This window comes from Kamptonema sp. PCC 6506 (assembly GCF_000180455.1).
In the GTDB taxonomy this organism is placed as follows: domain Bacteria; phylum Cyanobacteriota; class Cyanobacteriia; order Cyanobacteriales; family Microcoleaceae; genus Kamptonema; species Kamptonema formosum.
On the sequence record NZ_CACA01000125.1, the window covers coordinates 1 to 22,109 of the forward strand.

Annotated in this window: 22 protein-coding genes and 1 tRNA gene; 13 read left to right on the forward strand and 10 right to left on the reverse strand. The window is 44.9% G+C overall.

What is annotated here, in order from left to right; genetic code table 11:
* Positions 1 to 98 precede the first annotated feature (98 nt).
* The 3 genes from OSCI_RS07040 (at position 99) to OSCI_RS07050 (ending at position 1,332) form a co-directional block, all read left to right on the forward strand.
* Positions 99 to 311 (forward strand): hypothetical protein, encoded by a 213-nt coding sequence (locus tag OSCI_RS07040; protein ID WP_007354192.1) that lies wholly within the window; start codon positions 99 to 101, stop codon positions 309 to 311.
* A gap of 208 nt (positions 312 to 519) precedes the next feature.
* Positions 520 to 592 (forward strand) — tRNA-Ala (locus tag OSCI_RS07045).
* Positions 593 to 735: 143 nt separating this feature from the next.
* Positions 736 to 1,332, forward strand: a complete 597-nt coding sequence (locus tag OSCI_RS07050) for a quercetin 2,3-dioxygenase (protein WP_019486825.1) — start codon at positions 736 to 738, stop codon at positions 1,330 to 1,332.
* 174 nt (positions 1,333 to 1,506) lie between these two features.
* Here OSCI_RS07050 and mnmG read toward each other — a convergent pair whose 3' ends face one another.
* Positions 1,507 to 3,411, reverse strand: a complete 1,905-nt coding sequence (mnmG, locus tag OSCI_RS07055) for a tRNA uridine-5-carboxymethylaminomethyl(34) synthesis enzyme MnmG (RefSeq protein WP_007354194.1) — start codon at positions 3,409 to 3,411, stop codon at positions 1,507 to 1,509.
* Positions 3,412 to 3,511: 100 nt separating this feature from the next.
* On the opposite strand from mnmG, the gene OSCI_RS07060 reads away from it, so the two are divergent.
* From OSCI_RS07060 to psbB, 3 genes are all read left to right on the forward strand, one after another.
* A complete protein-coding gene (locus OSCI_RS07060) occupies positions 3,512 to 4,093 on the forward strand; it encodes a GGDEF domain-containing protein (RefSeq protein ID WP_007354195.1) in 582 nt (193 codons plus the stop codon).
* A gap of 213 nt (positions 4,094 to 4,306) precedes the next feature.
* Positions 4,307 to 4,636 carry a hypothetical protein gene (locus OSCI_RS07065; protein WP_007354196.1) on the forward strand — a complete coding sequence of 110 codons (330 nt, stop codon included), beginning with the start codon at positions 4,307 to 4,309 and terminating at the stop codon, positions 4,634 to 4,636.
* Between the two features lie 202 nt (positions 4,637 to 4,838).
* Entirely contained in the window at positions 4,839 to 6,365 is a 1,527-nt protein-coding gene (psbB, locus tag OSCI_RS07070) for a photosystem II chlorophyll-binding protein CP47 (protein ID WP_007354197.1), read from the forward strand.
* Between the two features lie 337 nt (positions 6,366 to 6,702).
* On the opposite strand, the gene upp is transcribed toward psbB, so the two are convergent.
* The 4 genes from upp to OSCI_RS07090 all read right to left on the reverse strand — a co-directional run bounded on the left by upp (position 6,703) and on the right by OSCI_RS07090 (position 11,525).
* The gene (gene upp / locus OSCI_RS07075; RefSeq protein WP_007354198.1) at positions 6,703 to 7,338 is read right to left on the reverse strand and encodes a uracil phosphoribosyltransferase; all 636 of its coding nucleotides are present in this window, start codon (positions 7,336 to 7,338) and stop codon (positions 6,703 to 6,705) included.
* A 54-nt stretch (positions 7,339 to 7,392) separates the two neighbouring features.
* Positions 7,393 to 8,787: a URC4/urg3 family protein gene (locus tag OSCI_RS07080; RefSeq protein WP_007354199.1), complete on the reverse strand. Its 1,395-nt coding sequence runs from the start codon at positions 8,785 to 8,787 to the stop codon at positions 7,393 to 7,395.
* Between the two features lie 158 nt (positions 8,788 to 8,945).
* On the reverse strand, positions 8,946 to 10,874 hold the full coding sequence (locus OSCI_RS07085; RefSeq protein WP_007354200.1) for a peptidoglycan D,D-transpeptidase FtsI family protein: 1,929 nt from the start codon (positions 10,872 to 10,874) through the stop codon (positions 8,946 to 8,948).
* Between the two features lie 78 nt (positions 10,875 to 10,952).
* A complete protein-coding gene (locus tag OSCI_RS07090) occupies positions 10,953 to 11,525 on the reverse strand; it encodes a hypothetical protein (RefSeq protein WP_007354201.1) in 573 nt (190 codons plus the stop codon).
* 554 nt (positions 11,526 to 12,079) lie between these two features.
* Between OSCI_RS07090 and OSCI_RS07095 the strand changes: the two genes are divergently transcribed.
* From OSCI_RS07095 to glgB, 4 genes are all read left to right on the forward strand, one after another.
* Positions 12,080 to 12,274, forward strand: a complete 195-nt coding sequence (locus tag OSCI_RS07095) for a hypothetical protein (RefSeq protein ID WP_234708716.1) — start codon at positions 12,080 to 12,082, stop codon at positions 12,272 to 12,274.
* 125 nt (positions 12,275 to 12,399) lie between these two features.
* Positions 12,400 to 13,092: a glutathione S-transferase family protein gene (locus OSCI_RS07100; RefSeq protein WP_007354204.1), complete on the forward strand. Its 693-nt coding sequence runs from the start codon at positions 12,400 to 12,402 to the stop codon at positions 13,090 to 13,092.
* 248 nt (positions 13,093 to 13,340) lie between these two features.
* Complete coding sequence (locus tag OSCI_RS07105; RefSeq protein ID WP_007354205.1) at positions 13,341 to 13,538, forward strand: hypothetical protein; 198 nt, start codon at positions 13,341 to 13,343, stop codon at positions 13,536 to 13,538.
* Between the two features lie 237 nt (positions 13,539 to 13,775).
* Positions 13,776 to 16,079 carry a 1,4-alpha-glucan branching enzyme gene (gene glgB, locus OSCI_RS07110; RefSeq protein WP_007354206.1) on the forward strand — a complete coding sequence of 768 codons (2,304 nt, stop codon included), beginning with the start codon at positions 13,776 to 13,778 and terminating at the stop codon, positions 16,077 to 16,079.
* Positions 16,080 to 16,238: 159 nt separating this feature from the next.
* Here glgB and OSCI_RS07115 read toward each other — a convergent pair whose 3' ends face one another.
* Positions 16,239 to 16,886 (reverse strand): hypothetical protein, encoded by a 648-nt coding sequence (locus OSCI_RS07115; protein WP_007354207.1) that lies wholly within the window; start codon positions 16,884 to 16,886, stop codon positions 16,239 to 16,241.
* 228 nt (positions 16,887 to 17,114) lie between these two features.
* The gene (locus OSCI_RS07120; RefSeq protein WP_007354208.1) at positions 17,115 to 18,089 is read right to left on the reverse strand and encodes a cysteine synthase A; all 975 of its coding nucleotides are present in this window, start codon (positions 18,087 to 18,089) and stop codon (positions 17,115 to 17,117) included.
* Between the two features lie 375 nt (positions 18,090 to 18,464).
* On the opposite strand from OSCI_RS07120, the gene OSCI_RS07125 reads away from it, so the two are divergent.
* Positions 18,465 to 18,956: a hypothetical protein gene (locus OSCI_RS07125; protein ID WP_007354209.1), complete on the forward strand. Its 492-nt coding sequence runs from the start codon at positions 18,465 to 18,467 to the stop codon at positions 18,954 to 18,956.
* 12 nt (positions 18,957 to 18,968) lie between these two features.
* Here OSCI_RS07125 and OSCI_RS07130 read toward each other — a convergent pair whose 3' ends face one another.
* From OSCI_RS07130 to OSCI_RS07140, 3 genes are all read right to left on the reverse strand, one after another.
* Positions 18,969 to 19,553, reverse strand: coding sequence for a Uma2 family endonuclease (locus tag OSCI_RS07130; protein WP_007354210.1), 585 nt, complete (start codon positions 19,551 to 19,553; stop codon positions 18,969 to 18,971).
* Between the two features lie 45 nt (positions 19,554 to 19,598).
* Positions 19,599 to 20,180, reverse strand: a complete 582-nt coding sequence (locus tag OSCI_RS07135; protein WP_007354211.1) for a Uma2 family endonuclease — start codon at positions 20,178 to 20,180, stop codon at positions 19,599 to 19,601.
* Positions 20,181 to 20,260: 80 nt separating this feature from the next.
* Positions 20,261 to 20,899, reverse strand: coding sequence for a peroxiredoxin (locus tag OSCI_RS07140; protein WP_007354212.1), 639 nt, complete (start codon positions 20,897 to 20,899; stop codon positions 20,261 to 20,263).
* Between the two features lie 154 nt (positions 20,900 to 21,053).
* Between OSCI_RS07140 and OSCI_RS07145 the strand changes: the two genes are divergently transcribed.
* Together OSCI_RS07145 and OSCI_RS07150 are read left to right on the forward strand one after the other, a co-directional pair.
* Positions 21,054 to 21,332 (forward strand): hypothetical protein, encoded by a 279-nt coding sequence (locus tag OSCI_RS07145; RefSeq protein WP_007354213.1) that lies wholly within the window; start codon positions 21,054 to 21,056, stop codon positions 21,330 to 21,332.
* A 349-nt stretch (positions 21,333 to 21,681) separates the two neighbouring features.
* Positions 21,682 to 22,026, forward strand: a complete 345-nt coding sequence (locus tag OSCI_RS07150) for a hypothetical protein (RefSeq protein WP_007354214.1) — start codon at positions 21,682 to 21,684, stop codon at positions 22,024 to 22,026.
* Positions 22,027 to 22,109: the final 83 nt, after the last annotated feature.

A 22,109-nucleotide genomic window follows, 5' to 3' on the forward strand; every position in this document is an offset into this window, starting at 1 on the left:
CTCCCCATCTCCCCCGCTCCGTAAATTTACTGTGTCAGCACATTCACACGCTTGCGGAAACTTTGCTAGAATAGAACAAACTGTTACAAATTGTAACTATGCTAGTTCCTATTCTAATAATTGATGTTGCCTTAGTTGCCTGGTCTTTGCACCTGATGCAGGAAGCGATCGCGCACCGCGAATTTTCTCTGATGCTGGCTGGCACTTTAGTAGCGATGTCGGCTGCGGGGCTAGTAGTGGTTTATTTCCTAATGGGGTCTTGTCTGGTTCATTTAACCCAAATGTCCAATCATTCTTATTCGTATTTTTAGGGATTGGCGCTTAGGTTCTCCAATCATTCTTATTTGTATTTCTAGGGATTGGCGTTTATTTTCCAATTTTCAGCGCATTGTCACTTAGCACAGCTTGTTGGCAAAGCCTTGGGTTAATGGTAAACAAGGGAAAGCAAAAAAAATAATTTTGTGGAGACACTTGACAAATGTTAGTAAATCGAGGTATTGTGAAAAACGGTGAAAGAAAGGGGCTATAGCTCAGTTGGTAGAGCACTACAATGGCATTGTAGGGGTCAGCGGTTCGAGCCCGCTTAGCTCCATTAAAATTTAATTGCACAGCAATTTTTCCAGTGTGGCTTTAAGCATAACTTTGCCGCAATAGCAAGTTTATACTTTCAAGTTTATACTTTGCTAGGCGATCGCAATTGAAAGTATCGCAGAAGTCAGGTAAGCGAACTCATTGGTGACAAGGCGGCCAAAACCCGCTTTTTTTCAGGAAGCTTCTTTTATTTATCCAATCGCTACGCTAACTGATAAATTATATGCAATTAACGGGAGAATGATGATGACTCTAGATCCACAAGGAATTTTTCTGCAACCAGGACAAGGAGTTTCCTACTGGTTAAATGGTGACTTATATACTTTTAAAGTCGTGGGTGAAGAAACAGGTCAGGCTTATGCTCTGTGTGAAGTAATTGTTTCTCCACAGGGTGGCGGTGCACCCCCTCATCGGCACAGTCGGGAAAATGAATCGTTTTATGTTCAAGAAGGTTCGCTAGAATTTCAACTTGATGAACAAACTATTGTAGCAACAGCAGGCACTTTTCTCTACTCGCCAAAAGGTCAGCTTCATCGCTTTACTAATACTAGCTCTGTGCCTGCAAAAATGCTCGTTTGGGTGACTCCAGCAGGATTTGAGAAGTTTGTGGCAGAAGTCGGAAAGTCAACAGATAGTCAGGTTGGTTCTGCACCATCTTTAAGTCCTACAGATTTGGAAAAAATTATGTCTACTGCACCTAAGTATGGTATTGAGATTATTCCCCCTTCCTCTGCTCAGTGAGGTAAACCAATAATTATACCAAATCCGGCTTAAATATCCCCTTTATTCTTTAGTCCCTCTTAGCTCGGACTTAGTTTGTATAGTAGCGATTTCAATCGCCGCATGATAAAAAGGATATCAAACCCGGATTTAGTATTACTTTTCTTTTCCCACCATAGCAGCCTGTTGAGATAATTATCCTGCCAAAACACGCGATCGCATTTCCAAATAAATCAACAACGCCGTCACATCAGCCGGATTCACCCCGCCAATTCTCGCCGCTTGACCAATAGTTAACGGCTTCACCGTTGCCAACTTTTCCCGCGACTCCTTCGAGAGAGTTTCAATGGTCATATAATCCAAATCCGGCGGTAACTGGCGATGTTCGTGTTTGCTAACTTGGTCAATCTGATGTTGTTGGCGTTGCAGGTAGCCAGAATATTTAATATCAATTTCTGCCCCTTCTTTCTCAGCCAACTCCAAATTAGAATTAGCTAAATTATAGCGTTCCAAATCCTCATAATGGAAACCCGGACGGCGTAACAAATCTGCCAAAGTAATTGAACCCTTAATACTTTGCTGCATATCAGCTAAAATCGCCTTACCTACTTCCTCACCTTCCTTCACCCGCGTCGAGTAAAGCCGTTCCTTTTCAGCGATAATATTGGCTTGTTTCCGTTGAAATAACTCCCAACGACGGTCATCAATCAAACCAATTTCCCGGCCCAAAGGAGTGAGACGTTGATCCGCATTATCCGAACGCAATAATAACCGATATTCAGACCGAGAAGTGAGCATCCGATAAGGTTCCCGTAGGTCTTTGGTACACAAATCATCAATTAGCGTACCCAGGTAACTGTGCTCGCGGGGAAAAACAATCATTTCTTGATGATTGACAAATCTGGCAGCATTAACCCCGGCAACAATTCCCTGCGCTGCTGCTTCCTCATATCCCGTTGTCCCGTTAACTTGGCCTGCACAAAATAACCCCTCAATTTTTTTAGTCATCAAGGTGGGAAAACACTGAGTTGCTGGTAAATAATCGTATTCCACCGCATAGGCTGGCCGTAACATTACACAATTTTCTAAACCCGGAAGAGTTCGTAACATTTGTAACTGTAAATTTTCAGGTAAACCAGTAGAAAATCCCTGGATGTACAACTCAGGAATATCACGACCTTCGGGTTCAATAAATATCTGATGGCTGTCCTTATCTGCAAAGCGGACAATTTTATCTTCAATGCTAGGACAATAACGCGGGCCCTTCGCATCTACCCAGCCGCCGTAAACAGGAGAAAGGTGTAAATTTTCTCTAATTAATCTATGGGTTTCTGGAGTAGTGCGGGTGAGATAGCAAGGCATTTGTTCCCGTTCTATCCAAACATCTGGATCGAAACTAAACCAGCGAACATCGGCATCACCGGGTTGGGGTTCGAGGTTAGTGTAATTGAGGGAACGTTTGTCTACTCTGGCGGGAGTTCCAGTTTTTAATCTTCCAGTTTCAAAGCCTAGTTTGTTGAGAGTTTCAGTTAAACCAACGGCGGCGAATTCACCTGCACGTCCCGCTGGCATTGACTTATTTCCCACCCAAATAATGCCACCCAAAAATGTGCCAGTAGTGAGAATAACTGCTTTACATCCAAAGGCGACACCGAAATAAGTTTCGACACCAATAATTTCATCATTAGCGCCTAAAACTAAGTCTGTCACCATGCTTTCGCGGATGCTTAAATTGTCTTGATTTTCGACAATATTCTTCATTACAGCGGCATATTCACGCTTATCAGTTTGAGCGCGTAATGCCCAAACTGCGGGGCCGCGTGAGGAGTTAAGAATGCGTTTTTGTAAGTAAGTGCGATCGGCCATTTTGCCGATTTCTCCACCTAGTGCATCGACTTCATTTGTCAGTTGAGTTTTAGCGGGGCCACCGACGGCTGGATTGCAAGGTTGCCAGGCAATTTTATCGAGATTTAGGGTTAGTAATAGGGTGCGACAATTGAGGCGGGCGGCGGCGAGGGCGGCTTCGCAGCCTGAGTGTCCGGCACCTACTACAATGATGTCGAAGTGGTCTTGGAATTCTGGGAGGGCTTTTCTGGTCATGGTTTAGGTTGAGTTGCTAGGACTCATGTTTCATTTTAGCAGTTATACTGATATTTGTGGTATTCCCTTAGTCGTTCACCTTTCCTGAAACTTTTCTTCCATGACATCGAATCGCGATCGCTTGACCGGATTGGGAAATCAAGAACTGATACAAACTCGCTTCGAGCAATATGCTGGAAATCGAGCGCGATTTGGAATGATCCTGATCGATATAGATGGATTCATATATTTCAATGATTGCTATGGTCATCTTGAAGGCGATGAAAAACTGAGACAGATTACTAACTTGATCAACCAAAATTTACCGGATGATATTGATGTTTTTAGAGCTGGTGGAGATGAGTTTGTTATTTTTATAGCTGACTCGAAGATGGCGGAAGTTGTCTCAATAGCAATGCAGCTCTGTGAGGCAGTTAATCAAAATTTTTCTCACCTTCCACCATTGCGAAGGTTCTTTATTATGCCTGATTTTAGTTATGTAGAAGTTCATTGTCCGCTGACAGTATCCTGTGGGGTAGCTTTCTATCCAGAAGATGGTGTTAATTACGCCACTTTATATCAGGCAGCAGAGGAAGCAGCAATAAGAGGCGGCAAACGCTTATATGGTGGTGTTGTAGGTGTAGCAATGAATTTATATAATTCTTGCTTTTTGCCTTCCACTGATTGCAAAACCACAGGCTAACAAGCATATTGCAACAGCGGAGGCAAATTCTTAGTGTTAAGTAATTCATTGGCCAGTAAAGCTCCTCTGTATTCAGTAAGTCGAGATATTAGGTTGCTTAAACGATCGCACACACCCCAACCCCTCAAACATCCTCAACAACCAATCCCCTCAAAGCCCCATTTCGCGCTATCCTAAACACCACATTCTAAGTAACCGTACCTAGTTAAGTTCGTGAAATACTTTTTTCTATCTGAAGGGTGGACGGTCGGGCGCGTCTGGGGAGTTGGCGGCTTGTGGAGCGAAACTGCCTGGAGGCGATCGCCCGACATAGAGAAACTCAATCTCTGCCTCTGGGATCAAAACGAGAAAATGTGGCTCTACCGCGTAGAAGAAGCCGTACTCATGGTAGAAGTAAAACCCACAGCCCCGCTCCTAGAAAGCGATCCCACCAAAAATATCGGTAACGTCGTACTCACCCGCCTGATCGCTGCCGAGCAAGTCCTCGAACGCTTGTGCTCGATCGAAGCCCGATGTCAGATCGGCAATCCCCACTTGATGTAGCTCAGAATATTGCAATCGGTTCTAACACTCGATACACTTCTTTAAATAACTTTCATTTTTATGCCTCCCGCGTCTTACCATCCCCAAGTCTAGGTAATACTACACCCAGACAAAAAGACAGCAAGCGCCGGCGGCTTAATAAAAAGCTGAAAAGCTGTCAAAGTCAAAATAAACATCTCTCACCTTTGGAGGAGCGTAGTCAATGGGACTACCCTGGTATCGCGTACACACAGTCGTCTTGAATGATCCAGGTCGATTGATTTCAGTACACCTCATGCACACTGCCCTCGTGGCAGGCTGGTCGGGCTCAATGGCCCTCTACGAACTAGCAATTTTCGATCCGAGCGATCCCGTCCTTAACCCCATGTGGCGGCAGGGAATGTTCGTCCTGCCATTCATGGCTCGCTTGGGCGTGACCAAATCTTGGGGCGGTTGGAGCATCACCGGCGAAAGTGCCGCAGATGCAGGCATTTGGTCTTTTGAAGGCGTTGCCGCCGCTCACATCATCCTGTCCGGTCTACTATTCCTCGCCGCCGTCTGGCACTGGGTTTACTGGGATTTAGAACTCTTCAGAGACCCTCGCACTGGCGAACCAGCTCTCGACTTGCCGAAAATGTTCGGCATTCACCTGTTCTTGTCCGGTCTACTCTGCTTTGGCTTCGGAGCCTTCCACCTATCGGGTCTCTTCGGGCCCGGAATGTGGGTCTCTGACCCCTACGGTTTAACCGGTCACGTCCAAGCCGTCGCGCCAGCCTGGGGCCCAGAAGGATTTGACCCCTTCAACCCTGGTGGCATCGTGGCCCACCACATTGCTGCTGGAGTCGTAGGCGTGATTGCTGGACTGTTCCACTTAACTGTTCGTCCTCCCGAACGGCTCTACAAAGCCCTACGGATGGGTAACATCGAAACGGTACTATCCAGTAGTATCGCTGCCGTCTTCTTCGCCGCTTTCATCGTGGCTGGTACGATGTGGTACGGTTCCGCCGCTACTCCCATCGAGCTATTTGGGCCAACTCGCTATCAATGGGATAGTAATTATTTCCAGCAGGAAATTCAACGCCGAGCCCAAACTACCATTGCTAACGGTGGCAGCGCTCAGCAAGCTTACGAGCAAATTCCTGAGAAGCTAGCTTTCTACGACTACGTAGGTAATAGCCCCGCTAAAGGCGGTCTGTTCCGTGCTGGCCCAATGAACAAAGGCGATGGCATTGCTAAAGGTTGGCTGGGCCATGCCGTGTTCAAAGACAGTGAAGGTCGGGAATTGTCGGTACGCCGTCTGCCTAACTTCTTTGAAAACTTCCCAGTTATTCTGACCGATAAAGATGGGATAGTTCGCGCTGACATCCCCTTCCGTCGCGCCGAGTCGAAATATAGCTTCGAGCAAGCTGGCGTTACTGTCAGCTTCTACGGTGGAGAATTGAACGGTCAAACGTTGAATAACCCCGTTGATGTCAAGAAGTACGCTCGTGCGGCCCAGAAGGGTGAGGTGTTTGAATTTGACCGCGAAACTTTGAAGTCTGACGGGGTATTCCGCACTTCTACTCGCGGTTGGTTTACTTTCGGACACGCTTGTTTTGCTTTGCTGTTCTTCTTTGGCCATATCTGGCATGGTTCCCGCACCCTCTTCCGGGATGTGTTTGCTGGAATTGACCCAGACCTAGAAGAGCAAGTCGAGTTCGGTCTGTTCCAAAAATTGGGCGACGTTACGACTCGCAGACAGGAAACTTAAACTTCTGTCGGAATCTGAAAAACCCGGTTTCTTGAAGGAACCGGGTTTTTTATAGCTAGGGGCTAGGGGCTAGGGGCTAGGGAAGAGGGAACTTACTTTTACAGGACTTAGACACCCAACCAAAGAAACCGGGTTTTTTACGAAAATACTTCGTTGTGACCCACAGATTCTCTCAAAAACCCGGTTTCTGGAACCATGAGCGTAAGTCCTATTTTATTCTCTTTCCCTTCTTCCCTGAGCATCGGAGCATCGAAGCATCGTAGCCTCTATTTCCCCTTCTTTCCCTAGCCCCTAGCCCCTAGCCCCTAACCCCTAACCGCCTTGGCGGTTGCTATAATCACTTTGTTCCGTAAAGGCGATCGCCTGCATCTCCCATGCCCGGTACAATATAACCGTGTTCGTCTAAACCTTCGTCAATTGCCGCCGTGTAAATTGGCACATCGGGGTGTTGTTCGTGGAAGTGCTTAATCCCTTCCGGTGCCGCGAGCAAGCATAAAAACTTAATAGAAATGGCGCTAACTTCTTTAATTCTATCCACCGCCGCCACCGCTGAATTACCAGTTGCTAACATCGGATCGACAATTAACACATCTCGGTGTTCGATATCGTGGGGAACCTTAAAATAATATTCAATTGCCATCAGAGTTGTAGGCTCACGATACAGCCCAATATGTCCGACTCTTGCTGACGGTATTAGTTCTAATATACCATCTAAAAGACCCTGACCTGCTCGCATAATAGAGACAATTACCATTTTCTTTTCCGAGGCTAGCATGGGAGCGATCGTTGAGGCGATGGGAGTTTGGATTTTCTCATATTTGAGTGGCAAGTCGCGCGTTACTTCATAAGCTAATAAGATTCCCATTTCCTTGAGAAGTTGCCGAAATTTTGCCGTACTGATTTTTGTTTGGCGCACAAGCGTCAACTTGTGCTGCACTAATGGATGATCGATGACGATAACTTTTGCAGTCATTTTAACAATATCTTAGTAGTAGGACTACTGTAGCAATATTTTTCAGAATTAGGATTAAAATACAGTACCATCACTTTCTATCTGAATTGGCGGCACTCCACCGACTCTCAATTCAGCGGCAATTTTCCTTCCCGCAGTCCAGGTTCCTCCTTGTAAAATCTTCACTAGCGGCAATTCTGCGGTAGTTAAGTTTAGCTTTTTCCGAATTAGTTCGGCAATTTTATCTAACAATTTGGCAGTCAGCGCTCTCCATTCTACTATGATTTCTGAACCAGGCAAGTGAGCTTGTTGAAAAATAGCTGTATCTTTTACCTTTAGCAGTCCAATATCTAAACAAAACCCACCATTACGATATTCTGGCAATCCTGTTAATTCATCTAATGCAATTACTTCTAAGCCAAGTTCTTGTAGCGGTTCTAATAGGGAGTAAGTTAACCATTGAGAAAGTTTGTGAAAGGGTATATAGCCATCACTTAAATTTTGTCCCTGTAAAGCTGGATGTGACCAAACATCGCCTAAGTTCACACCGGAAATGGTATATCTTCCTGGCCAAATTTCTCCGAAACCTGTTAAAACAGCGCTCAATACTTCCGCAGCTTCGATCGTCATCATTCCTGAGCGTTTACTATCATGCAAATATTGGGCTAAATTCCCAGGACGCGGATTCTCATTCCCAAATAATAGAGGATTTTGGCTGAGAACTTTTCCTAATCTTTGCAACAATTCTAGTCTACCTTCTAAACCAACTAAATGATTATTTTGATTAACTTGTAATCCTGTAGCTAATGTCTGTAATTTTAGCTGAGAAAGTGCTACAGCATCAGCTTGGAAAGGGAAATCGGGATTACTAGAAAAAATGCCTTGACAAAACATCCGAAAACTGGCAACTGCTAAGCCTTCGGAACGGCGATAAACTTGTCCGGTTTCCTGTTCGCTATATTCCCAATTTGTACCTGCACCTGCATCGAGTAAAACGCTGATAATTGCTAAGTCAAATTTGACTTTAGCTTTATTAATTGGGGTGAGTTGTGCTAAGATTTTATCTAGTTCCGCCATACGCGGTATTTCCCCGACTTCAAAATGTCGCCAACGGCTGTGAAATGGGATGTTAAAATCGGGATATTGTTCGCGGATTACGTCAATGACATAATTAGCGGCTTTGTCTAATTGGGTTAAATCAATGCGAAAATAACGCAGTTTGTCTTCGCAAGCCAAATTGAAGAGGCGATCGCACTTTTCCCGAATTGTGCTTGGTGTTCTTAGGTATTCGATGGCCTCAAGTTCGAGATTGTTCATCTTCATAGTTGTCTTAGCTTTAGTATCCTCTACTGCTGCCAGATTTGCGATCGCACCGACTGACATTTGCTGATAGTCTCTAGCAATTTGTTGAACTTGACTTTGACCACATCCCCGCAGGCAAATTGCCTCAGCAGCCGTGACATCCTTCACATCAATGAGATTTCCTAATTCCAGGCGACCAGCCTTTGTAAGAGGAATTTCCCCTACTTGTTCGACGTTAGGAATATTATCGATATCTGATTCAGTTTGATCGGACTCTTGAGCGTTTTCTGACCCCTCATTTTATCTCTTCCACTTCCTCTTCTCACCTATTCTGCTACTTTCACTTCTTCCTTTTCAACCTCCGCAGGCGGAATCTTCTCCACAGCAATTAAAGCTTCCATCACTGATTTGACAACAGGTGCGGCCACTAAACCCCCCGTTCCTCCCTGGGGTTCATCAATCACTGCTAACACCACATAACGGGGAGATTCAACAGGTAAAATTCCCACAAAACTAGCAATGCTAGCATAATCTGAATAACCACCAGTAGGATTAGCTTTTTGAGCAGTTCCCGTTTTCCCAGCAATGCGATAACCGGGAATTTGCGCGGCTTTTCCCGTCCCATCTTTCACAACCATTTCCATCATTTCTAACACTTCTTTTGTCTTCTCTGGTGAAAATACTTGCCTTGGCGCTGGCCTGCGAAGTTCCCAAAAAGGCTGTCCATCTCCGCTAAAAAGTCCTCGCACAACGTGAGGAGTAACGATTTTACCGCCATTGGCCAAAGCGCCGCACAGTTGTACGAGTTGCAGCGCAGTTAGGGAAAAACCCTGGCCAAAAGCGGTAGTTGCAGCTTCTACTCGCGAACTAATAAATTGTTCTCGGCTTTTGAGTTGACTGGGTACTTCAAAAGGTAAGTCGGAATCTGTGGTTTGTCCTAGTCCTAAACGTTCGAGGGCATTGTAATAAGCTGAAGCCTTGACTTTCTGCATGATATGTACCATGCCGACGTTGCTGGAATGCTGCAAAATCTCAGTGACAGTGACAGCGCCACGCGGGCCTGCTTGTCTGTAATCGTAGTTGGAAATCGGCCAGCCACCCACGAAAATCTGACCTTCATCGTTAAAAACGGTTTCGGGTTTAACTGCATCAGCTTCTAGGGCGATCGCAATATTAATCGGTTTAAAAGTCGAACCCGGTTCATAAACATCAGTTAGCGCCCAATTTTTAAACCGTTCCAGATTGAATTTAAAATATTGATTGGGGTCATAGGAAGGTTCGGATACCAGCGATAGCAATTCCCCATCCCGCGCGTCCATCACAATTACAGCCCCTCGCTTCCCCTTAAATTTCTCCATTTGTTGCTTGAGGGCCGATCGCGCTACCCGTTGCAAACGGGTATCTATAGTCACTTGCAATTGCAAATCATCGAACTGGACAAATCCTGCGGCGAGTTGATCTGGAACCCAGTTACCATTAACCGCCCGCTTATAACGGATGGACGGCATTGTACGCTCTAGCAAGTTTTGCTGGCTGTATTCTACCCCGGCTTGACCATTGCGATCGCTATCTACATAGCCCACAACACCAGCCGCGAGTTCCTGCTGGGGGTAAAAGCGCTGTTGTTGCTGAATCAGTTCTAAGCCATCGACTGGTTGCTTCTCGATTAACAAGTTACTGACGCGATCGCCCATTTCCTCACTTAATCCGTCCGCAATTTTAATCCCGCTTTCAGCACTATTAAACTTTTGTAGCAGTACGCCCTCAGTAATCGTCTGTCCACCGCCCATACCCGCCAGCAGCGGCGCAAGATTAGCCGCGATCGTTCCCTTCGTCTGCTTGAATAGCTTCGGGTGAGCCCAGAGTGTATAAACTGGGCGGTCTAGCGCTAAAATCTCCCCTTTGCGGTCAATAATTGGTCGTCTCGGTACAAAGGGGCGCGATCGCGAGATTTGCTGCTGTTGCGCCCGTTTTTGCAAAATTGGTGCTTCCCTAACTTGTAAGTAAAACAAATTTGCAGCCAATCCCAACCCAGACACCATTAATATCCCCCAGACAATGTAAGGGCGGTACTTATCCCGTTTTTGTAAACGTTCTCTAGGCGGTTGCTGACGATATTTAGGATCTATTTTGCGAAGGCGGTTCTGAGGCTGGCTGTTGGGGAGGCGGGAAACAGAACTTCTAGGCCGCTGATTCGATTTTGGACGTGCAGAAGTTAGCGATCGACGGCGTTTAAAGCGGGAGTCGTAAGTCATAAAAATTGGGCATTTCTTAGAGTTAACTGTTAACTGTTAACTGTTAACTGTTAACTGTTAACTGTTAACTGTTAACTGTTAATATCCCAAAGGTGTCTCACCAGCAGATTTCTGAGTAGACTGGGGATCTAGGTTAGCTGCGGGAGTGGGACGCTCTGGCGCAGGTTCCAGAAAGATCATGTCCTCTGGCTGTTGCGGAGCCAAACCCGTTTCGGGATTTTCCGCCGCCGTAGCGATTTGATGTTTTAAGACAACGCTAGCAGCGCTTAATTGCTGTTCGCTACGTCGCAATGTTTCTAGCTTTTGGTATTCTTCGCTCCAACGCTGTTGGCCGTAAACTGTCCAACCGTAAACCGTAAGAGTACAACTCAGCAGCAAAAATGCGATCGCTGATGAGGTACGCTGTAGGCTCAATAGCGATCGCAGCCAAACCGGTTTTAACTGATGGTTAGGCAGAATTTTGACAGAGGCCACCTTTGTAGGAACTGCACCCCGGCCGATAGTGGGAACGGAAGTGGTAGCCGCTTGAGAAGATACATTTGTCCGCCGAGCTCGCCCAATCGGAGTAACTTTACTTTCCGCTGAGGAAATGGCAGCTAGGCGAGAGGGGCGGTGTTGGGCAGAATCTGGGGAGCTCATAGCAACAGTCATAGACTTCACCAATATGTTATGTGCGGCAGCTTTAGTTTTAATTATGTGTGGAGGCATTCAGCCGTCTTACCAACCATAGCTCAGAAATAAATTCACAGTTTGATCTTGAATTTAGTTTACAAACGTTCTATAGATTCAGTTGTTAACTCCGCTATCCCCTTCGGATTGAAGGGTTTTTTGCCTGTGGTTAAATAAATTACTATACGTAGATTTTACTGGCGAAAATCCTGCAAAAAGTTTTTACGCTCCCACCGGATCTCGGCAAAAACTATGATACCTTAGAGTGCGGTAGAGAACAAAGTCGCTGCTTTAACCGCTGATTCCGGGTAAACCGGAAAAAACTTAGAGTGCTGACTCTCTACACTAAAATCTAATACTCACGGGGCGTTTCAGTCTTGCGATCGCCTCTAACCGGGTATTCTTAGTCAACCCCAAAACTGACGAAGGGCTAAGGCTAAGAATAGGCGCTTAAGACTTAAACCGTAGAGTCTCTTGTAGGAATGCAAAATTTGCCTACATTTTTAGAAGCGGTTTTCGACCTTAAGGAGCAATTTATGAGCAAAAACTTTATTCGTTTGACTTTGGCCCTTGGATTGGCTGCGGTTTTAGGGTCATGTGCTGGCGAAAGCGGAACTAGCCCAAGTCCTTCATCTCCAGCATCTTCTCCTAGCCCAGCAGAATCTCCCGCCGCTAGCCCTGCACCAGCTTCTCCTAGTGCTGCGCCTGCTTCGCCTAAGAAGTCTCCTTAGTCAGAGCGATCGCGCCATACCTTCCTTCAAGGCATAGCCTGTAATCTGCTCAACGGATCGCTCCTCACATATTTTGTTTAAATGGCATCAGTTGTGGTGGAAATGAAAATGTTAGTTTGTGTCTGATGCTCTTACTGCAATTCAGTACATCTCACTACTGTCGCAAAGCTCGCTTGGCTCTGGGTTACAAGGGTCTACCTTACCAAGTTGAGAATTTGACTCCGGGGTTGCACTTGTTGAAAATCCGACCGCTGACGGGAGGTTTAACGACAGTACCAGTGCTCCTTCCTCAGTTAGAGGGTCAACCAGCCGCGATCGCAGACTCCACCCAAATTTTTAAATTTCTGGAGTCATACTGTCCCTCCCCTCCTCTGTTGCTCCCCGATCCCCAGCTACAAGCTGAGGCCTGGATGCTGGAAGACTGGCTTGATGAAAGCATCGGCACGGCAACTCGATTTGTTTACTATCAGTTTCGTGCAGGCCCAGGCAAAGCCATTGACCCGTCTGTGTTGAGTCAAATCGTCATCCAAGCAGTACGCAGACAGTACCGCATCAATCAAGCCTCGGTGGAACTGGCTACTGGCCGCCTTGCCAGTGCTATCGAGTTTCTAGGGGAGCGCTGGCAAAAAGGGCCCTATCTAGTTGGAGATCGTCTAAGTGTTGCCGATATTGCTGCGGCAGCCCTGCTATCTCCCTTAGCCCTGATTCCCCAATACAGCCAAGGCTATCCCTGGCTGTTCGCTCGTATTGTCGAAATTCACCAACTCTGCCGGGAACCTCTGCCCCCTGGATTACAAACCATTGTCAATGCGAGTTAAGCAATAGCATAATTTTGGATAAAAGTTTCGATCGAACTGCATTCACTTTATAATTATTAATAGACTTCTTTCTGCCTCGATAACTTGCAGTAATTGCAGTCATATTGATGCAGACAGTAGCAATTGTGACAAATTCATAGCCATTTTCAATTGAGATAGATTGCTCTTAATTAGCAATTAGTAATTAGCAATTAGCAATTCTCATACAACTGAAAACCGCTATATTTGCAATAACTACGGTCATATTCATGATGCTTTCTCTGCAAGCTGCAAGAAACGTCAAAACCAAAGCAATTAAAGTTTTGCAGTTAAATGGTACGGCGCGACTCGTCGGAACCAACCTGATTCGATCGGGTGAACGCCTACTAGATAATACGCTGCCAATAGGCGAACGGCGTGTGAGTGGGAACCCTAGTGATAGGGATATTAGGAGCGAAATCTCCTAAGAATCCCATCCCTTTTAGGGGTGAGAGTGTCAAAATTGGAACAAAAGTAATCGGAAATGGGTTGATCCCTCATCCTCTTTTAGAGTGTTGTAGTTCGCCCAGTACCGTAAAAGCGTACAAACCTAAAATTTAGGCAGTGTCTACATTTTAGGGAACTATAAATGTAACGTGAACTCGCCCCTCCAGGTTTTTTAAGTCAATTTAGTTAAGCGATCAGTGATTCAGGTAGGTAACTTTATGCCCACGAGCATCCCCTTTGAACAGATTGACCGGATTGTTTGGAATCAGCACCAAGACCCCTTTGAAGTGCTCGGCCCACATCTAATTGAGCAGAATGGCAAAAAAGCCTGGGCGGTGCGAGCATACCTGCCAAACGCGGATGCAGTGTCGGTGGTGTTGCCGGAAGCAAGGGCAGAGTACCCGATGCAAGCAGTACACCACCCTCACTTTTTTGAATGTACAATTGAAACAGCAGAGTTAGCGAACTATCAGTTCCGAGTCAAAGAAGGCGATCGCGATCGCTTCATCTACGACCCCTACGCCTTCCGTTCTCCCAAACTGACAGAATTTGACCTCCACCTATTTGCCGAAGGCAACCACCACCGCATCTACGAAAAATTGGGTGCTCACCTAACTGAGGTAGATGGAGTCAAAGGAGTATACTTCGCAGTCTGGGCCCCCAATGCCCGCAACGTTTCATTATTGGGAGACTTCAACAGTTGGGACGGCCGCAAACACCAAATGCGGAAAGGGCAAACAGGCATCTGGGAAATATTTATTCCCGGTTTAGACGCAGGTGAGCACTACAAGTACGAAGTCAAAAATATGGAGGGGCATCCCTACGAAAAGTCAGACCCCTATGGCTTCCAGCAAGAAGTACGACCAAAAACAGCCTCAATTGTCACTGACTTAGACGCTTACACCTGGAACGATAGCGGTTGGATGGAACACCGCCGACACACAGATGCACTGACTCAGCCAGTTTCCGTTTACGAATGCCATCTAGGTTCTTGGCTACACGCGAACTCTGCCGAACCAGCCTTGTTACCCAATGGCAAACCAGAACCAGTGGTACAAGTTTCGGAACTAAATCCCGGAGCACGCTTTCTAACTTATCGGGAATTAGCCCACAAATTAATCCCCTATGTTAAGGATTTGGGCTATACCCATATAGAATTATTGCCGATCGCCGAACACCCCTTTGATGGCTCTTGGGGATATCAAGTGACGGGTTATTTTGCCCCGACTTCTCGCTACGGCAACCCTCAAGACTTCATGTATTTTGTTGACCAATGCCACGAACACGGCATTGGCGTAATTGTAGACTGGGTTCCCGGTCATTTCCCCAAAGACGGTCACGGTTTACCTTTCTTTGATGGCACGCACTTATACGAGCACGCCGATCCCCGCAAAGGCGAGCACAAAGAATGGGGAACACTGGTTTTTAACTACAACCGCAACGAAGTCCGGAATTTCTTAGTAGCAAATGCCCTGTTCTGGTTTGACAAATACCACATCGACGGCATTCGCGTGGATGCAGTAGCTTCAATGCTGTATTTAGATTATTGCCGCGAACCTGGGGAATGGGTGACAAACCAGTACGGGGGCCGAGAAAATATTGAAGCAGCGGAGTTTTTGCGGCAAACTAATCATGTAATTTTTAGCTATTTTCCAGGGGTATTATCGATCGCAGAGGAATCTACTTCTTGGCCGATGGTATCTTGGCCTACCTATGTGGGAGGTTTGGGCTTTAACCTCAAGTGGAATATGGGCTGGATGCACGATATGCTCGACTATTTCCACATGGACCCCTGGTTCCGCCAGTTCCACCAAAACAACATTACTTTCAGTATGTGGTACAACCACAGCGAGAATTTTATGTTGGCTTTATCGCACGACGAAGTGGTTCACGGAAAGAGTAATATTCTCGGCAAGATGCCAGGAGATGACTGGCAGAAGTTTGCTAATGTGCGGGCGTTATTTGCTTATATGTTCGCTCACCCTGGGAAGAAAACGATGTTTATGGGCATGGAGTTTGCCCAGTGGCGGGAGTGGAATGTCTGGGGGGATTTAGAATGGAATTTGATGCAATTCCCGGCTCACCAAGGAATCAAACAGTTTTTTACAGATTTGAATCATCTTTACCGCACTGAGCCAGCCCTTTATGAGCAGGATTTCAATCAAGAAGGGTTTGAATGGATTGATTGTAGCGATAATCGCCACAGCGTAGTCGCCTTTATTCGCCGCTCTAAGGATGCGGAAGAGTTTTTAGTCACGGTTTGCAATTTTACACCGCAACCTCACAGTCATTATCGGGTAGGCGTGCCTGTAGCGGGTTTCTATACGGAGTTGTTTAATACTGATGCTCGCGAGTATGGGGGCAGCAATATGGGGAATTTGGGCGGAAAATGGACGGATGAGTGGTGGTTCCACAATAAGTCTTTTTCACTGGATTTGTGTTTGCCACCTTTGGGAGTTTTGGTGTTGAAATTGGATCGAGCTAAGACGGCTGCTGTCATGCAGGGGGCTTTTGAGGAATGAGATCGAGTCCGATTTACCTGTTATTAATTCAGCGATTTTAATCGCTCTTACATTTTCTTTAACCCCTCTAGGCAAGTTATAAGAAAAGCAGGAAATCGGGCTAGTCAAAGTTCCGTTTTTTCAGGGGAGGCTGGATTGATACCAATTTTAGAGTTAGTATTAATTACATCCTCCCTTGCTAAGAGCTTTGGTTGCGTCTTCTGCGGTTCGCATTCCACCTATAATCGTTGAAACAATCACACAGCGGTTATTTTTTTTACCCAATTGTTCGTGCTTTACCGTTACTCTCCCCAATTGTCCTTGGGCTATGGCGGTACAATCGTCTTCAGGATCGGGAACGGGACAGCCTTTGTGGTTAAATAACGCTCTGTAGACGTTACCTGATGGTCGTTGATTATTGGTGGGATTGACTTTATCTAAAGTTGTATTATCAACATCTATTCTAATTTTTTGCGCGAAACTATGCCATTTTAATTGTGCAAGTCGATCGGAGATTGCTTCTTCCATTCGATCGGGGAAAATGTGAGCTGGATGGACTGCCCATTGTACTATTCCACCCTGTTCTCTAAAGCTGGCTTGCCAGGAAATTTTATCGCGTTTGGCGTTGCTTTGGGCGATGCGTATTGCCCAGAAAATTCTATCTTGGGAGGTGCGAAGGTTTTGGTTATTGATGAATGCTAACCAACTAGGAGCCGCGATCGCACTGAATATACCCAGTATAAAAATTATAATTAATATTTCAATGATTGTAAAGCCTGCTGCGGCTAAGTTGATTGCTCTGCGGCAGGCTGGTGTCTTGATTGTCACTTAGATGCACTCCCTGATGCCTGTAACAAACTTTTTTCCTCAAGCTGATTTTAACAGGAGTTATGTGGAAGCGATCGCGCTTAAAATCTGGTATTGATTAGCTTTACTTATGGCAGTGGCTAGGATGAGGATAATTTTATTTTTTCACAACTTACGTAATGCCGCCCTCTGGGGGTAACAATACCGCCCAGAGGACGGCGTTACGGATATGTTCGCGACAACACTTTTTTAATCCGGCGACAAACCTTTTCCAGCTAACCATTCTCGATTAAATAGCCGCGATTGATAGCGAGAACCGCCATCGCAAAGTACAGTCACAATTGTATGTCCCGGCCCCATCTGCTTCGCTAATGCAACCGCCGCACCGACATTAATTCCTACGGAACCACCCATAAATAATCCGTCTTTTCTCAACAGTTGGTAAATCACCCGCACTGCTTCCGCGTCGTCAATTTGGATGGCATCATCTATAGGAGCATTTTCCATATTAGCAGTAATTCTGCTAGTGCCAATACCTTCAGTAATTGAGCTACCTTCTATCTTAATTTCCCCAGTTTTAACGTAACTGTAAAGACCGCTACCCATTGGCTCTGCCAAAATGATTCTAATGGCTGGATTCTTTTCTTTTAGGAACATTCCCACCCCGGCAAAAGTTCCTCCCGTTCCCGTTGCTGTCACCCAAGCATCAATTTTTCCTCCTGTTTGTCCCCAGATTTCGGGGCCAGTTGTTTCATAATGTGCTTGACGATTAGCTAAATTATCAAATTGATTTGCCCAGATTGCATTATCTATTTCTGAGGCCAATCTTCCAGAGAATTTAACATAGTTATTAGGATCTTTGTAGGGAACAGCAGGCACGGTTCGGACTTCAGCCCCTAATGTTCTCAATGCGTCTATTTTTTCTTGAGATTGGGTATCAGGAATTACGATTAGGCATTTGTAACCTTTAGCGTTGCATATATGAGCTAAACCGATGCCAGTATTGCCTGCGGTTCCTTCTACTACTGTCCCACCTGGTTTTAATAAGCCTTTTTCTTCGGCATCTTTGATAATATAATGGGCTGCTCGATCTTTCACAGAACCGCCGGGATTAAGAAATTCTGCTTTACCGAGAATTTCGCACCCAGTTTCATCGCTGAAGCTGTTTAATCGGATTAGGGGGGTGTTGCCAAGAGTGCCTACAAAACCGTTTTTGATATCCATGCTATTTGTGTTTTTATTTACTACTAAATTTTACAATAAATTCTTATTACTCATTATATACACAAAGGTTTATACTTAAGAAATAGAAGATTTCACTGGCTCGTGGGCAAAAGGGAGCTATGATTCACCTCAACAGTCGTTACAGGAACACTTTCTCAAGCATGGTGACGAAGTAGGGGCAGAAGATGTTACCCAATATCTGCGAAAAGCAGAGGAATTTAAGATTGCAGCTAAAAAAGGGTCACGGAAAACCAATGTTTCAGGAGCAAGGCCAGGGGTGAAAAGGTACTCTAAGAATGGGCGGTACATTGACCTAGATTCTGATAATAACATAATTTCATTTGGATCGTATTAGCAATTTTTAGGAGTAAACGTATGAGTCTCGACCATGATTTTTTACTTTTGCCTGAAGGGAAAGTTAATTATACAGATTACGCCAAATACTTTCGTCGCTCTTGCGATCTGAACTCTTCCCGTCTGATAATTGACTATGATTTGATTAGTTACCTTAATGATACATTAAAGTGGGTACCTACCCTCAACCCTGCTAATCCTAAAGATAATCTTAAAGAGTGGCAAGGTTACGGCTTAAATCTTTACGGGCCGACAATCATCAATAAACAGGGAGCAGAGGTTTTTCATCATGTAGTTTGGTCATGGGCACAATTATTTTCAAAAGCTCCTGCAAAACTTCAGCTAACTGGTTCTTGGATGTCTGACATAGATGATGAAGGAGTAGAAAGTGAGCCGTATTACGAACAGTTAGAATTTGATCGAGATATGGTAGTCAACAATTTGATAACTCTGGCAACCTACGCTGATAAAACTTGTAGCGGCGATTTTTTCATTTTGCATCTGGGAATTTGACTATAAATAAAATTACCAAATTTTACTCATATTGAGAACAAATCCCGGCAAAACAGGATCGCCGCTAATTGTAGCAGGATTTTCCAAACATTCCTCTGGTAAACCTGGACGGTAAATATAAACTCTGCGATTTTTGCGGTCAATTAGCCAGCCTAGCCTGACTCCCGCTTCCCTCATGTATTCCGCCATTTTTTCTTGCAGAGGTTTTAAGTTATCAGACTCAGACCTGAGTTCTACTACAAAATCAGGACAAATGGGAGCAAATTTTTTCTTGTTTTCTGAGGATAAAGCATTCCATCTTTCTAGTTTAATCCAAGCGGAGTCTGGCGCTCTTTCTGCACCTGTTGATAAGGTAAATCCTGCACTAGAAGTAAAAACTAAACCTGTGCCATCTTGCTCTGACCATACCCACAAAGGCCCGAAGATGTTGCCTTCTCGGTTTCCTGTCTCTGAACCAGTGGGGGGCATAATTAACACTTCTCCCGATTGATTTCGTTCAATTTGTAAGTCGCGATTAATTTGACAGAACTCAAAAAAATCATCTTCTGTCATTTGCATTTTAGGCGGCATACGTAATACTATTGGAGATGAGAGCATGGTGTTTTCCTCCCTTCAAAAATTCTTTCTTTGATAACGATCTATTTACCAAATCTTACTCATATTAAGAATAAATCCCGGCAAAATAGGATCGCCGCTAATTGTAGCTGGATTTTCCAAACATTCCTCTGACAAACCAGGACGATAAATATAAACTCTGCGATTTTTGCGATCGATTAACCAGCCTAACTTTACTCCCGCTTCCCTCATGTATTCTGCCATTTTTTCTTGCAAGGGTTTCAAGTTATCGGAAGCAGACCTGAGTTCTACTACAAAATCAGGACAAATTGGTACAAATTTATCTTGCTGTTCTTCTGATAAAGCATTCCATCGTTCCAGTTTCATCCACGAAGCGTCTGGGGATTTGTCACCAACTGACAGCTTAAATCCAGTGCTTGAGTCAAAACAAATACCCGTTCCGTCTTGCTCTGTCCAATTATATAACTGTGCAAATATGCTACCGCTGCGATTGCCTGTTGTTCCTCCAGTGGGGGGCATAATTAGCACTTCTCCTGATTGATTTCGTTCGATTTGTAAGTCGCGATTGATTTGACAGAATTCAAAAAACTCATCTTCTGTCATTTGCATTTTGGGCGGCATACGTAATACTATCGGAGATGAGAGCATAATTTTTTCTCCATTAAAATATGCTGGCAGAGGCGCAATTAATCGCGCCTCCATTACCATCGGACGACAAAAATTCAATACTATTTATTAGGTTGAGGAGTCATCCGCAAGTAAGGCTTAATTACTTCGTAACCTTTGGGAAATTTCTGTTTCAACTCTTCAGGATCTTTGATCGAGGGTACAATTACACAATCTTGACCATCTTTCCAGTTAACAGGGGTAGCGACGCTATATTTGTCTGTGAGTTGTAGAGAATCAATTACCCGCAAAATTTCATCAAAGTTACGACCGGTACTCGCAGGATAGGTAATGTTCAGACGCAGTTTCTTTTGGGGATCGATGACGAAAACTGTACGGATTGTTAAGTTGTTCAAGGAGTTGGGATGGATCATGTCATAAAGGTCTGACACTTTCCGATCTGCGTCAGCTAAAATAGGATAATTTAGGCTAACTTTTTGGGTTTCCTCAATGTCATTAATCCAGCCTTTGTGGGACTCTTCATTATCGACGCTGAGGGCTATGGTTTTGACACCACGCTTTTCAAATTCTGATTTTAGGCGGGCAACTTCGCCTAGTTCGGTGGTGCATACTGGTGTATAGTCGGCGGGGTGTGAGAAGAGTACTACCCAGCTATCGCCAGCCCAGTCGTAGAAATTTATTTCTCCTTCGGAGGAGGCTTGAGTGAAGTTGGGGACTGTATCGCCTAATCTCAGGGCCATAAGTTATTTCCTCTAGTTTTATTTTAGTTCAGTTCTCTATGATGCCACAATCCTCCGGTTTTCCGGTAGGCTTTGAGATTTTTTAATTTTTCTTGCTCTTAGTCGCGCTTTGGATTAATTTATTTTATAGTTACTCTGTTTGTAAGTATAAGCTATGTTTCAAATGCTTTACTTTCTAATTCGAGCTATAGAGCCTTTTTTGGTACCGTTGTGCTTTGTCTGTGCTTGGGCGTTGATGTTGCTGCTATTCTGGAACATTGGAAGTGCGATCGCAGACTCGGTTAAGCGGGCTAAGCGGATGCACCAAATTCCTTGTGCTAATTGTGCATTTTTTACGGGTGACTATCACCTCAAGTGTCCCGTTCAGCCGAAAATTGCTTTATCTGAAGATGCGATCGACTGTTCTGATTATAGAGGGCGATCGCTTTATTAAGTTCAGGACTTACGCAATTGTCCCATTCCCAGTCTAGCAAAGCCATCTCCTTGAAAATGTTGGGATTGCTTAGCTTTATAGAGGGCGATCGCTTTATATAGTAACTGCCAAGGTTATTATAGTATTTCTTAGCTAGATGAGGTACTAGATCGGAGCTTATTGCCGATTGCCCATTGAAACTAATTACTATCGGGAATATCGATCAAACAGGGAATAGGAGATGCCAAGCCTTGGTTAGCCTAAGAAGCTCGAAATTAATATTTATGGTTGAGGTCAGAAAGTAAATAGTAACTTAGGTTAGTTAATGCAACTTAGTATAATATACGAACGATAAAACTCCTCACAAACTATGCTAAAAATTTCTATCCCCCCAGTAGGTTTAGCCGGAGGTATTTCAATGTGGTTGTTTCTAACACTTGGCTTTCGATTCACTGGGTATACAATGCCTTTGAGTATCTGCTTAGGTATTCTTGGAGGGACGGCTTGTGGCTTAGTTCTGACTTGGTGGAATACTGAGGAGGAAAAACCAATAAATGTAGATGAGATAGCAAGTGAAAAACTCGCAGAAAACTTGCCTAATTTCCTCGTCCCAGAATCAGCAAAAACTCAACCACAAAAAAAGTTACAGTCGTCGAATCGTTCTACTGGTAGAGCCGTCACCTTACTTGATTGGTTATTTAGAAAAAAAAGATAGAAGAAGGGGCTAGGGGAAGAGGGGGAGCGGGGGAGCAGGGGAGCAGAGGAGAGGGGGAGATGGGGAGGGTGGGGGAGATGGGT

What these genes read in the sequence shown, in the direction of transcription:
- OSCI_RS07095 (WP_234708716.1), top strand. Translation starts at nt 12,080, where the DNA reads ATGAGCAAAAACTTTATTCGTTTGACTTTGGCCCTTGGATTGGCTGCG.
- glgB (WP_007354206.1), top strand. Translation starts at nt 13,776, where the DNA reads ATGCCCACGAGCATCCCCTTTGAACAGATTGACCGGATTGTTTGGAAT.
- upp (WP_007354198.1), bottom strand. Translation starts at nt 7,338, where the DNA reads ATGACTGCAAAAGTTATCGTCATCGATCATCCATTAGTGCAGCACAAG.
- OSCI_RS07105 (WP_007354205.1), top strand. Translation starts at nt 13,341, where the DNA reads ATGATGCTTTCTCTGCAAGCTGCAAGAAACGTCAAAACCAAAGCAATT.
- OSCI_RS07125 (WP_007354209.1), top strand. Translation starts at nt 18,465, where the DNA reads ATGAGTCTCGACCATGATTTTTTACTTTTGCCTGAAGGGAAAGTTAAT.
- OSCI_RS07060 (WP_007354195.1), top strand. Translation starts at nt 3,512, where the DNA reads ATGACATCGAATCGCGATCGCTTGACCGGATTGGGAAATCAAGAACTG.
- OSCI_RS07130 (WP_007354210.1), bottom strand. Translation starts at nt 19,553, where the DNA reads ATGCTCTCATCTCCAATAGTATTACGTATGCCGCCTAAAATGCAAATG.
- OSCI_RS07120 (WP_007354208.1), bottom strand. Translation starts at nt 18,089, where the DNA reads ATGGATATCAAAAACGGTTTTGTAGGCACTCTTGGCAACACCCCCCTA.
- psbB (WP_007354197.1), top strand. Translation starts at nt 4,839, where the DNA reads ATGGGACTACCCTGGTATCGCGTACACACAGTCGTCTTGAATGATCCA.
- OSCI_RS07150 (WP_007354214.1), top strand. Translation starts at nt 21,682, where the DNA reads ATGCTAAAAATTTCTATCCCCCCAGTAGGTTTAGCCGGAGGTATTTCA.
- OSCI_RS07090 (WP_007354201.1), bottom strand. Translation starts at nt 11,525, where the DNA reads ATGACTGTTGCTATGAGCTCCCCAGATTCTGCCCAACACCGCCCCTCT.
- mnmG (WP_007354194.1), bottom strand. Translation starts at nt 3,411, where the DNA reads ATGACCAGAAAAGCCCTCCCAGAATTCCAAGACCACTTCGACATCATT.
- OSCI_RS07135 (WP_007354211.1), bottom strand. Translation starts at nt 20,180, where the DNA reads ATGCTCTCATCTCCGATAGTATTACGTATGCCGCCCAAAATGCAAATG.
- OSCI_RS07085 (WP_007354200.1), bottom strand. Translation starts at nt 10,874, where the DNA reads ATGACTTACGACTCCCGCTTTAAACGCCGTCGATCGCTAACTTCTGCA.
- OSCI_RS07100 (WP_007354204.1), top strand. Translation starts at nt 12,400, where the DNA reads ATGCTCTTACTGCAATTCAGTACATCTCACTACTGTCGCAAAGCTCGC.
- OSCI_RS07140 (WP_007354212.1), bottom strand. Translation starts at nt 20,899, where the DNA reads ATGGCCCTGAGATTAGGCGATACAGTCCCCAACTTCACTCAAGCCTCC.
- OSCI_RS07040 (WP_007354192.1), top strand. Translation starts at nt 99, where the DNA reads ATGCTAGTTCCTATTCTAATAATTGATGTTGCCTTAGTTGCCTGGTCT.
- OSCI_RS07145 (WP_007354213.1), top strand. Translation starts at nt 21,054, where the DNA reads ATGTTTCAAATGCTTTACTTTCTAATTCGAGCTATAGAGCCTTTTTTG.